8 protein-coding genes, 1 tRNA gene and 1 pseudogene are annotated in these 8841 nt (G+C 66.4%); 2 read left to right on the forward strand and 8 right to left on the reverse strand.

The window, feature by feature from the left end; genetic code table 11:
• The 5 genes from HMPREF1023_RS03125 to HMPREF1023_RS03145 all read right to left on the reverse strand — a co-directional run.
• A partial coding sequence (locus tag HMPREF1023_RS03125) for a HAMP domain-containing protein (RefSeq protein ID WP_009304694.1) occupies positions 1–755 on the reverse strand: 755 nt, incomplete at its 3' end.
• 62 nt (positions 756–817) lie between these two features.
• Positions 818–1480, reverse strand: coding sequence for a response regulator transcription factor (locus tag HMPREF1023_RS03130; protein WP_009304695.1), 663 nt, complete (start codon positions 1478–1480; stop codon positions 818–820).
• A 68-nt stretch (positions 1481–1548) separates the two neighbouring features.
• Complete coding sequence (locus HMPREF1023_RS03135; RefSeq protein ID WP_009304696.1) at positions 1549–2439, reverse strand: lantibiotic ABC transporter permease; 891 nt, start codon at positions 2437–2439, stop codon at positions 1549–1551.
• The gene (locus tag HMPREF1023_RS03140; RefSeq protein WP_009608367.1) at positions 2436–3212 is read right to left on the reverse strand and encodes a hypothetical protein; all 777 of its coding nucleotides are present in this window, start codon (positions 3210–3212) and stop codon (positions 2436–2438) included. Before HMPREF1023_RS03140 ends, HMPREF1023_RS03135 begins: the two co-directional genes overlap by 4 nt.
• A complete protein-coding gene (locus HMPREF1023_RS03145) occupies positions 3209–3907 on the reverse strand; it encodes a lantibiotic protection ABC transporter ATP-binding protein (protein WP_009304698.1) in 699 nt (232 codons plus the stop codon). Before HMPREF1023_RS03145 ends, HMPREF1023_RS03140 begins: the two co-directional genes overlap by 4 nt.
• Before the next feature lie 179 nt (positions 3908–4086).
• Between HMPREF1023_RS03145 and HMPREF1023_RS03150 the strand changes: the two genes are divergently transcribed.
• Complete coding sequence (locus HMPREF1023_RS03150) at positions 4087–5115, forward strand: hypothetical protein (RefSeq protein ID WP_227101225.1); 1029 nt, start codon at positions 4087–4089, stop codon at positions 5113–5115.
• On the opposite strand, the gene HMPREF1023_RS03155 is transcribed toward HMPREF1023_RS03150, so the two are convergent.
• The 3 genes from HMPREF1023_RS03155 to HMPREF1023_RS03165 all read right to left on the reverse strand — a co-directional run bounded on the left by HMPREF1023_RS03155 (position 5087) and on the right by HMPREF1023_RS03165 (position 8123).
• On the reverse strand, positions 5087–6829 hold the full coding sequence (locus tag HMPREF1023_RS03155; RefSeq protein WP_009304700.1) for a diguanylate cyclase: 1743 nt from the start codon (positions 6827–6829) through the stop codon (positions 5087–5089). The genes HMPREF1023_RS03150 and HMPREF1023_RS03155 overlap by 29 nt on opposite strands.
• 425 nt (positions 6830–7254) lie before the next feature.
• Positions 7255–7329: transfer RNA gene (locus tag HMPREF1023_RS03160), tRNA-Thr, on the reverse strand.
• A 197-nt stretch (positions 7330–7526) separates the two neighbouring features.
• Positions 7527–8123 (reverse strand): TetR family transcriptional regulator, encoded by a 597-nt coding sequence (locus HMPREF1023_RS03165; RefSeq protein ID WP_009304701.1) that lies wholly within the window; start codon positions 8121–8123, stop codon positions 7527–7529.
• A gap of 314 nt (positions 8124–8437) precedes the next feature.
• Here HMPREF1023_RS03165 and HMPREF1023_RS03170 point away from each other — a divergent pair.
• Positions 8438–8841 (forward strand): annotated as a pseudogene (locus HMPREF1023_RS03170) (serine/threonine protein kinase); the annotation flags it as partial.

The raw sequence follows: 8841 nt of genomic DNA on the forward strand, positions 1-8841 counted from the left end.
ACGGTGAGCGGCGTCTTCAAATCGTGCGCGAGCGCGGCGATCTGCTCGCGCTGCGCCTGCTCGCCTCGCCACTGCGCCTCCAGCGAGTCCTTGAGCGAGGCGCGCATGTCGTCCATCGCGGCCAGCACGTCGTCGATCTCGCGCACGCGCGACGAGGCAACCTCGAAGTCGAGGTCGCGCTCCTCGATGCGCCGCACGGCGTCCGCGAGCGGCTCCATCTTGCGCGAGATCACCCGCGCGGCGCGCGCGGCGATGCCCACCAGCGTCAGCACCGACAGCACGGCGAGCGCGCCCAGCAGCAGGTTCTGCGGGTTCGGCAGCGCGTCGCGCAGATCCTTCGAGGCGAACTGAGGCAGATACTGGTACACGAGCACGCATACCGAGCCGTCGGCCAAGGTCACCGGCTCGTACCGCGTCATGCCGAACGTCTCGTAGCCGATCGCCAGGCCGTCGAACGCGGCCGCGCGGGCGTCGCCAACCGCGCCCGCGGCAACGTCGCCGGCTTCATACGCGCCGTCCGGCGAGAACAGCGCCCACCTGTACGCCGAGGGCACGGCGGCGTCGATCGCGTCGGCATCGGCGGAGGGCAGCGCGGCAAGCTGCGCCGACGTCTCGTCCAGGGCCGTGTCGCCGTAGTTCGCCAGAAGCACCGTCCCGCTTCCGACGAGCAAGCCGAACGCCACGTATGCGGCCAGCGCCAGCGCCAGCAGCGCCGCCAGCACGTAGGCGAAGTAGCGCAGGATGAGCGCGCCCAAGGGAAACCTGCGTCCGCGGCCGCGACTCGCGCCGTTCGCACCGTGCGTCCACGCGTCCCGCCTCACGCTGTCCATTTGTACCCCACTCCCCACACCGTGTCGATGGGCTCGGCGCCCGCCGCCTTCAGTTTCGCGCGCGCGTTCGCCACATGCACCGATATCGTCGACGCGGCGCTTTCCGCGTCCCATCCCAACACGTTCTCCACGATCTGGTCGCGCGAGAACGCCTGGCCGGGATGGCGCGCCAGGAACTCGCACACGTCGAACTCGGTCTTCGTCAGCGGCACGGCGGCCTCGCCCACGTACGCCTCGCGCGATGCGAGGTCGAGACGCAGCGCGCCGAACGACAGCGCGTGCTTGCGCTCGCGCCGCTCCCGCCGCAGGTGCGCCGCCACCTTCGCGCGCAGCTCGGCCGCGCCGAAGGGCTTGCGCAGGTAGTCGTCCGCCCCCAGGCCCAGACCGTACACGGCATCGTCCTCGGAGCTTCTCGCCGTGAGGAACACGATGGGCGCATCCACCGAGCCGCGGATGGCGCGGCACAGCTCGAACCCGTCCGTCCCCGGCATCATCACGTCCAGCAGCACCAGATCGTAGCGGTCGAGCTTCAGCGCCAGCGCCTCCTCGGCGCATGCGGCGCAGCGCACGTCGTGCCCGTCCTTGCCCAGCACGCGTCCCAGCAGGTTGCGGATCGCCTCGTCGTCGTCGACCGCGAGTATGCAGGCCATCGTTCCTCCTTCCGTCTCGCACGAGTGTAGCACGAGGCATCGGCCCCGTTCCTTCAGGTCATCCGTTCCTATTCGCCGCTGCGACGCGGGTTCTCGAAGCGGTTCGCGGCCGCCAGCGCCACCGCCAGCACGACCGCCGTGATAGCCGTGCATGCGCACGTCACGGTCGCGTACGCCGCGGCCAGGGCCTCGACCTGCGCCTGCGCCCCCATGCCCGCGGCGATGGACAGCTCCAAGGGAAGCGAAGCCAGACGCGAGGGCCACGCGAACGGCACGAACGCGGCCGCCCCAATGCTGAACGCTCCGCTGAACGTGCCGGTGACCAAGCCGTTCGCCAGCCCTCCCATCAGCGTCAGCGCCGCGATGAAACCGAGCGTCCCCATCCCGATGGAGGCGTTGCGACCGAAGCGCAGCGCGACGCACCACAGGATGGCGTACGAGCACAAACTGCCCAACGCGATGCCCGCCGTCGCAAGCGCCACCGCAGCCGTATCGGGAAGCGAACGGCCCGCCAGCGCCAGCGCGCCGCAGAACAATGCGGCTGCGATAGCGGCAGCCATCAGGCACAGCGCCAACAGCGCCGCCAATTTCGCCGCCAGCGCGCCGCGCCTCGACGACACGCCCAGCACGTTCGCACCCTCGCCCGCCCGCTGCTCGGCATCCGCCGCCAAGCCGCAGGATATGCCCGCCAGAAGCGGCGCGCCCGCGCCGAGCAGCTGGAAGAACGCGTCGGTTCCCAGCAGGGAATCCCATGCCGAGAACGCGAAGTACGCACCCGCCAGCGCACCGAGCGCGACAGCCAGCGCCACATGCAGCACCACAAGCGGCGAGCGGCGCATCCTAACCGCCTCCGAGCGCAGCGCGCGCCGAAACGTCACGCGCGCCCGACCGGGCTCCGCCTCGCAAGCTCGCGTCCCGGCCTCGCGCGCCTTCGCGCGCGCCTCCGTCCCGGCCATCATGCAGCCTCGCGCTTCGAGAACCACGTCGCCCCAGCCCATGCCAGCACGGCGAACAGCACCGCGGCCACGACGATGCCGACCACGGCCTCCCAACCGAACGCGCCCAGCGCCTCGCCCGCCTCCAAGGGCACGCCGGACGGCGCCACGCCCAGAAGCGGCGACACGGCGCAGAGCGTCGTCGCCGGCGGGAACGCGAACCACGCCGCCGACGAGTACAGCGCGATACCCGCGCCCAGCTGCAACAGCACCGGAATTGCGATGCCCGCAAGCGTCCCGAACCGCACGGTCAGCGCCAGCGCCGCAGGAACCATCCACGAACTCGCAACCGTCAAGATGGTCGCCGCGGCCAGCCCCTCGGCGAAACCGGGGGCATCAACGCCCATCGCTCCAAGCGCCGTCGAACAGACCAGCACCGCGAGGTTCGCAGCGAACGCCAGCGCCAGCGCGTAGCACACCTTCGCCCACCACGTGCGCGCCGGGGGAAACGGCAGCGCCAGCACCGAACGCAGCTTCTGCCGAGCGTCGATGTTCGCCACCGAGACGCAGATGAGCGCGATGGCGACGGGCATCATGAGCACGTACCAGAAGTTCCACAAATACGTTGCGACACCCCCGGTCGCGCCCGTGCCAGAAATGACGCCCGAGGACAGCACGCCCAGCGCGCAGAACGGCAACGGCGCGATCAGCGCCACCTTGCGCGGCGCCCCGCGGCGGCCCTTCAGCACCTCCGCTCTGAACACCGAGAAGAACGGCCTCGTCCGCGCCTCCATCATGCCACCGCCTTCCCCAGGCACACGTCCATGAACAAACGCTCCAAATCGACGCCCTCGCCGAGTGGAGCCTCGTAGGCCAGACGGCCCTCCACGATGATCCCCACGAGATCGGCCATATGCTCCACCTCGTTCAGGATATGGCTCGACAGCACCACCGTGATGCCGTGCTCCGGAAACGAGCGGACGAGGGCGCGCAGCTCTTGAATGCCCACCGGATCAAGGCCGTTGGTCGGCTCGTCCAGGATCAGCAGCCTCGGATGACCCACCAACGCGAGCGCGATCCCCAGACGCTGCTTCATGCCCATCGAGAACTGGCCCGCGCGCTTCCTGCCCGTTTCGGGAAGCCCCACCGTGGCCAGCGCCTCGTCGATACGGTTTTCGGGAACGCCCAGAAGCGTCGTGCGCACGCGCAGGTTCTCCCGCGCCGTCAAGTTGTCGTACAGCGGGGGCGACTCGATGAGCGCCCCGATATCGTTCAAGTCGTCGCGCGTCCACGGACGACCCGCGAAAGCGATCTCGCCCGAGGTGGGCCGCAGCATGCCGCACAGCATCTTGAGCAGCGTCGACTTCCCCGCGCCGTTCGGTCCCAAAAGGCCGTACACCGATCCTTCCGGCACATGCAGCGACACCCGGTCGACCGCTTTCTGCCCTTTGAACGTCCTCGTGAGATCGTTCGTTTCCACCATGAATCCCATAGAGCCTGTCCTTTCTCTTGCCTGAGAACAGGATGCGCCCGGTTTATAAAGATTCGTTAAAGACCGGAACGTTTTCCGCGATTCCGCAGCCACCGACGGCGTATCCCCGTTGACCCCGACGCTGCGTCATGGTCTACCATGCGAAGAGCAGCATCGTCACGCACACGTCAGGAGGCCCCATGCCGTTCGCGCCCGTTGGAACCCCCGCGCCACCCTCCCGCGCCCTGCCGCGCATCGCGATCGCCCTGCTCGCCTGCCTTGCTCTATACGGCATCGACCTCGCCTGCATGGCAACCGTCCCCGCAACCGGATTCGACTTCGCGTCGGGCTTTGCGGTGCCGTTCGACCTCATGGTGTTCGTCCCGGCGGTCTTCTACCTCCTCGTGGTGCGACGCTACAGGCTGTCGCCCTTGCTGGTGCTGCCGGTCATCTGGCTGGGAGGCCTCGTGTCGCTGCAGTTCGCCGCACCCGGCAAGCCGTCGCTGCTGGCGCCGCTCGGCCTGTGCGCCGTCGGAGTGGAGCTGGGCATCGCCGCGCGCGAGGTCCTCCGCCTCGTCCGCCGCTTCCGCACGGCGAAAGCATCCTCGGACAACCCGCTCGACTGGTTCTCGGACGCGTTTTCCGCTCTCGTTCGCAACGAGCGGGTCGCGCGCATGGCGGCGCTCGAGTGCGTCATGTGGTACTACGCGTCGGCTTCGTGGCGCCGCGCGCCGCACATGCCGCACGGCTACCGGGCGTTCTCGTCCCACCGGCAAAGCGGCTACGTCGCCGCGGTCGGCGTCATGCTGGTTCTCATCGCCGTCGAAACGGTCGCCGCGCACCTGTTGGCAGCACGGTTCAGCGTCGCGGTCGCATGCGTGCTGACCGCGCTCTCCCTCTACACGATCCTCTGGATGGTCGCCGAAGCCCGCGCCGTCGTGCTGAACCCGCTTCTGGTTGACGATGTCGAGCTGGTGGCGCGCTGGGGCATGCTCGTCTGCGAGCGCATCCCCCTCGACCGCATCGCGCGCGTCGGTTCCCAGGATCCCGCTGTCCCGAAGAGGGAGCTTCTGAACCTGGCGGCCATGGGCGGGCAGGCGTTGTGGATCGAGCTGGCGGAACCCCTCGAAGTGCGCGGCCTCACCGGAAAGCCCCGCCTCGTGCGCGCGATCAAGACCACGCCCGACGATGCCGCCGCGTTCAAGGACGCGCTTCGCCCGCGAAGCTGACGCGATCCTTACCCTTGCGCTTCGCCTCGTACAGCGCACGGTCGGCCGCGTCGAACAGCGATTCGTACGTTCCTCCGTCGATACCGGCCAACGCTCCGCCCACGCTGAGCGTGACGAGCGCGCGGCCTTCGCATCTTTGCCCGTTCACCCGCAGAGCAGCCCGCTGCGCCTGAACGAGATCGGCGTGCGGCAGATACGCGACGAACTCGTCGCCGCCGATACGCGCAACGATGGCGTCGTCCGACGCCAGCGCCTCTTCAAGCGACCGCGCCACGTTCGACAGCAGCTCGTCGCCGGCCAGATGGCCGAACGTATCGTTCACGCCTTTGAAGTCGTCGATGTCGATGACGAGCAGAGCGCCCACGCCGCGTTTCGCACCGGTGCGCAACAGCGGGTCGATGAGCTCGGAGGTGGCGCTCTGATTGAACAGCCCGGTCAGAGGATCGCGTCGCGCCTGGTCGGCGAGGTCTTCAAGCTGACGACGCTCCGCGGTGATGTCTCGCCAGCTGCCGATGGTGCGCACGGGCGCTCCGTTGCGGTCGTACAGCATCATGGCGTGCATGCGCGTCCAACGCCAGTCGCCTTCCGGCGATCCCCCGAAACGACGACGCACGTCGAGCGTCACCGACTCGCCGCCCTGCAGCGCCTCGGCCAGGCGCTCGCAATCGTCGGGATGGATGCGCTCGCCTTCTGCGATCATCTCGGTGTAGCGCTCGATCCGACGCTCCTCGGGAAGCGCGCTGCCGTCCGCGCCGGGCGCGCGCTCGTACTCGACCAGCACGTCGCGCTCGATATCGTATTCGAACAGAACGTCGGTAACGCTGCGCAGCGCGATGCGGTAGCGCTCCCGCTCCACCGCGAGCGCGATCTCCGCCTCCTTGCGCGACGTGATGTCCATGAGCACGCTGCCGATCTTCACCGCACCGTCCTCGGTTTGCACTTTGCGACCCGAATCGAGCACCCACGCCAGCGTACCGTCCTTGCGGCGCGCGCGGTACTCCGTCTCGTACGTAGGCCCCTCGGCGAAGCAGCGCGCGACATCGGCGAGCGCCTGCGCGCGATCGGGAGCATGCACCATGCCCGCCGCCGTGCCGCCGCTCACCTCCATCAGCTCCTCGATGGTGTAGCCGAGCATGCGCGCCAGACCCTCGTTGACGTAGGACAGCGTGTACACGTCGTCGTCCTCGCTCATCTTGAGGCCGCCCGTGATGTTGTCGGTGAGCAGATCGATGGTGGCCGTTTTCTCGCGTACGAGCTGCTGCAAGTACTCGTAGGTCTGCCTGCCGGCCTCGAAGGGGAAGTACCGCTCGTCCCTCATCGCCCGATAGGGATTCGACGCATGGACATGGCGGATCTTGAGCTCTCCGCCCGCATCCACCAGCTCGTAGCTGCACCGCTGGCGCTCTTCGATCACCAGCTGCGAGTCCTCGCGCGTGCGCACATTGTAGCGACCCATCACGGTGCAACTGCACTCCGTGACGTTCACCAGGTAAAACTCCTCGTCGAAAACCTCGCACGGAGGCGCAAGCGGCGCTCGCTTCGTCAAATACGACACGATCTCTTCGGCGCTGGTCGAGAATTCCACCTCGCCCGCTCCTATCCACGAGAGATCGTCGGAAAAGCGCTCAACCACCTGCTCGATGCCCGTTCCGGCGTAAAACCGGCGCACCGTGTCGCTCACGAACGACAGCGCTTCGTCGAACAGCGGGTTCATCGCACTCCTCTCGCCTGCCTCCCGAGCGAAAGCCTCGGAGGCCGAGACGGCTCACCGTCCCCCTACGCATTTCATTCGAAAGAGTATAGCGCGCCGGCGAGCAGAAGGCTCTGTGAAACCCGCGAACAGTTCGCGCATCCTACGCGTTGGCCGCCGGAACCAGCATGAGAAAGCCCGCCGCAAGCAGCGTCGCCCCAAACGAACGACGGAATCGCGTCGATTACCGCCGAAAACCGCCGACCTTCTTGCGCGGCGGGGTGCCGACGATCGCGAATTCGCTCCAGCCGCGCGCCTTGCAAAATCGAGGGATAGGCTCGCAGCGAGTTCTTGGAGTAGGCAGCTTATTCCTGTAGGTATGTCAGGGGCGTTCTACCCCTAACTACGAAAAGGGCCACCGACGAAAGAGCCGGTGGCCTGGTGTTCCGTGGAGCCAGTGACAGGAATCGAACCTGCAACCCACAGTTTACAAAACTGTTGCGCTACCGTTGCGCCACACTGGCGTGCGCGTGAATCGCGTGCGTGCGTATTGTACGACATCATGCGCTTCCGGAAAAGCGTTTCCCGCAACGCCCACAAGCATGATGGGCATCATCGCTCGAAAAACACGGAATCGCTTCCGAAAACGTGTTTTTCGAGCGATGATGCGCGCCCGTTGCGCCAAACCCTCCCCCGCTGCGTCCGCAGGACGTCGGCGCCCCTAACCAGCCGAGGTTCCACCCGGCTCGTCGATCCTCAGCGCGCGGTACAGGCGGTCGGGCACGAGGCTCACGAGATCGTCGGTCCAACGCACGAGGTCGGTGGGCGCATCCGAGCGGAACCAGTCGTTCAGCACCTCGCACTCCAGCTTCGAGAATATCTCCACGATGAACCGCATGTTGTCGTTCACGGTCACATGGCGGTACTTCTCGAGCGTCTCCAACAGCACCGTCTTGCGGTTCTCGGGCATAACGGTCTGGCCGAAGGGCGTGTTGATGCTGTACTGGATGGACTTGCGGTAGAAATCGCGCTCCTGCGCGATAAGCCGGAGATGATGATAGTACCCCGTCTTCCAATCGATGGTGCGCCCTATCTCGTTGAGGTAGAACTGCCGGCAGAAGATGGAATGCCACCAAGGGATGTCGTATTTGCTTTGAAAATGGCGGTAGAACGTCTGCCGGGATATTCCCGCGTTCTCGCATATCTCGGCGATCGTGATGCGATCGAGCGATTTGTCGACGGCATGCAGTATCTTCATCTTCGTGCGCAGCTCGGGCGATCCGAAGATGTCCTGTCCATGAGCAAGATCCGGCAGCATACAAAGCCTCCTCTTAGAGCACCCCGACTTGAACCTGCAAGAAACCTGTCAACCGAATTAAACATACCGCACCGAAACGCCTGACAGCACGTTACATTCTTGCACAATTGTCCGGCATAGTTGACAATCATATTCTTTAATTCCGCAACTCGGACATACGGATGACCTTGTGCAACGGCACCGCGACACCGAACGGACTGCGCCCTTTGAATAGCGTTTCCCAGCCCATCACAATATCTTCACAGAGAGGTGGACACGCCACCCGAAGACCTTGAAGGCGGCGCCGGAAGCGCTGCCGGAGAAAGGAGACTGTCATGGCGAAGATAGTCAATTCTTGGAACGACTGGGATCCGCTGAAGCGCGTGATCGTCGGCCTGTGCGACAACTCGGTCATCCCGCCCGAGGAGCCCGCGACCTCCGAGAAGGTGCCGGTCGACTCCGAGATGCGCGGCATGTGGGGTCTCCGCCCGCTGCGCACGGTCGAGGTCGGCAACGCCTGCCTCGAGAACCTCGTGAAGGCGCTCGAGGAGCGCGGCGTGGTCGTCGACCGCCCGACGCCCCTGCAGTGGAACCAGGCCATCGGCACGCCCGACTTCCGCAACGACTCGATGATGACCTGCATGCCGCCCCGCGACATCCTGCTCACCATGGGCAACGAGATCATGGCCTCCGCCAACTCCTTCCGCTGCCGCTACTTCGAGTACCTGGCCTACTGGCC

It is taken from the genome of Eggerthella sp. 1_3_56FAA (genome assembly GCF_000185625.1).
Classification (GTDB): domain Bacteria; phylum Actinomycetota; class Coriobacteriia; order Coriobacteriales; family Eggerthellaceae; genus Eggerthella; species Eggerthella lenta.

Coding starts and splice junctions, on each gene's coding strand:
- HMPREF1023_RS03135 (WP_009304696.1), bottom strand. CDS start 2,439: ATGATGGCCGGGACGGAGGCGCGCGCGAAGGCGCGCGAGGCCGGGACG.
- HMPREF1023_RS03130 (WP_009304695.1), bottom strand. CDS start 1,480: ATGGCCTGCATACTCGCGGTCGACGACGACGAGGCGATCCGCAACCTG.
- HMPREF1023_RS03165 (WP_009304701.1), bottom strand. CDS start 8,123: ATGCTGCCGGATCTTGCTCATGGACAGGACATCTTCGGATCGCCCGAG.
- HMPREF1023_RS03150 (WP_227101225.1), top strand. CDS start 4,087: ATGCCGTTCGCGCCCGTTGGAACCCCCGCGCCACCCTCCCGCGCCCTG.
- HMPREF1023_RS03140 (WP_009608367.1), bottom strand. CDS start 3,212: ATGATGGAGGCGCGGACGAGGCCGTTCTTCTCGGTGTTCAGAGCGGAG.
- HMPREF1023_RS03145 (WP_009304698.1), bottom strand. CDS start 3,907: ATGGGATTCATGGTGGAAACGAACGATCTCACGAGGACGTTCAAAGGG.
- HMPREF1023_RS03155 (WP_009304700.1), bottom strand. CDS start 6,829: ATGAACCCGCTGTTCGACGAAGCGCTGTCGTTCGTGAGCGACACGGTG.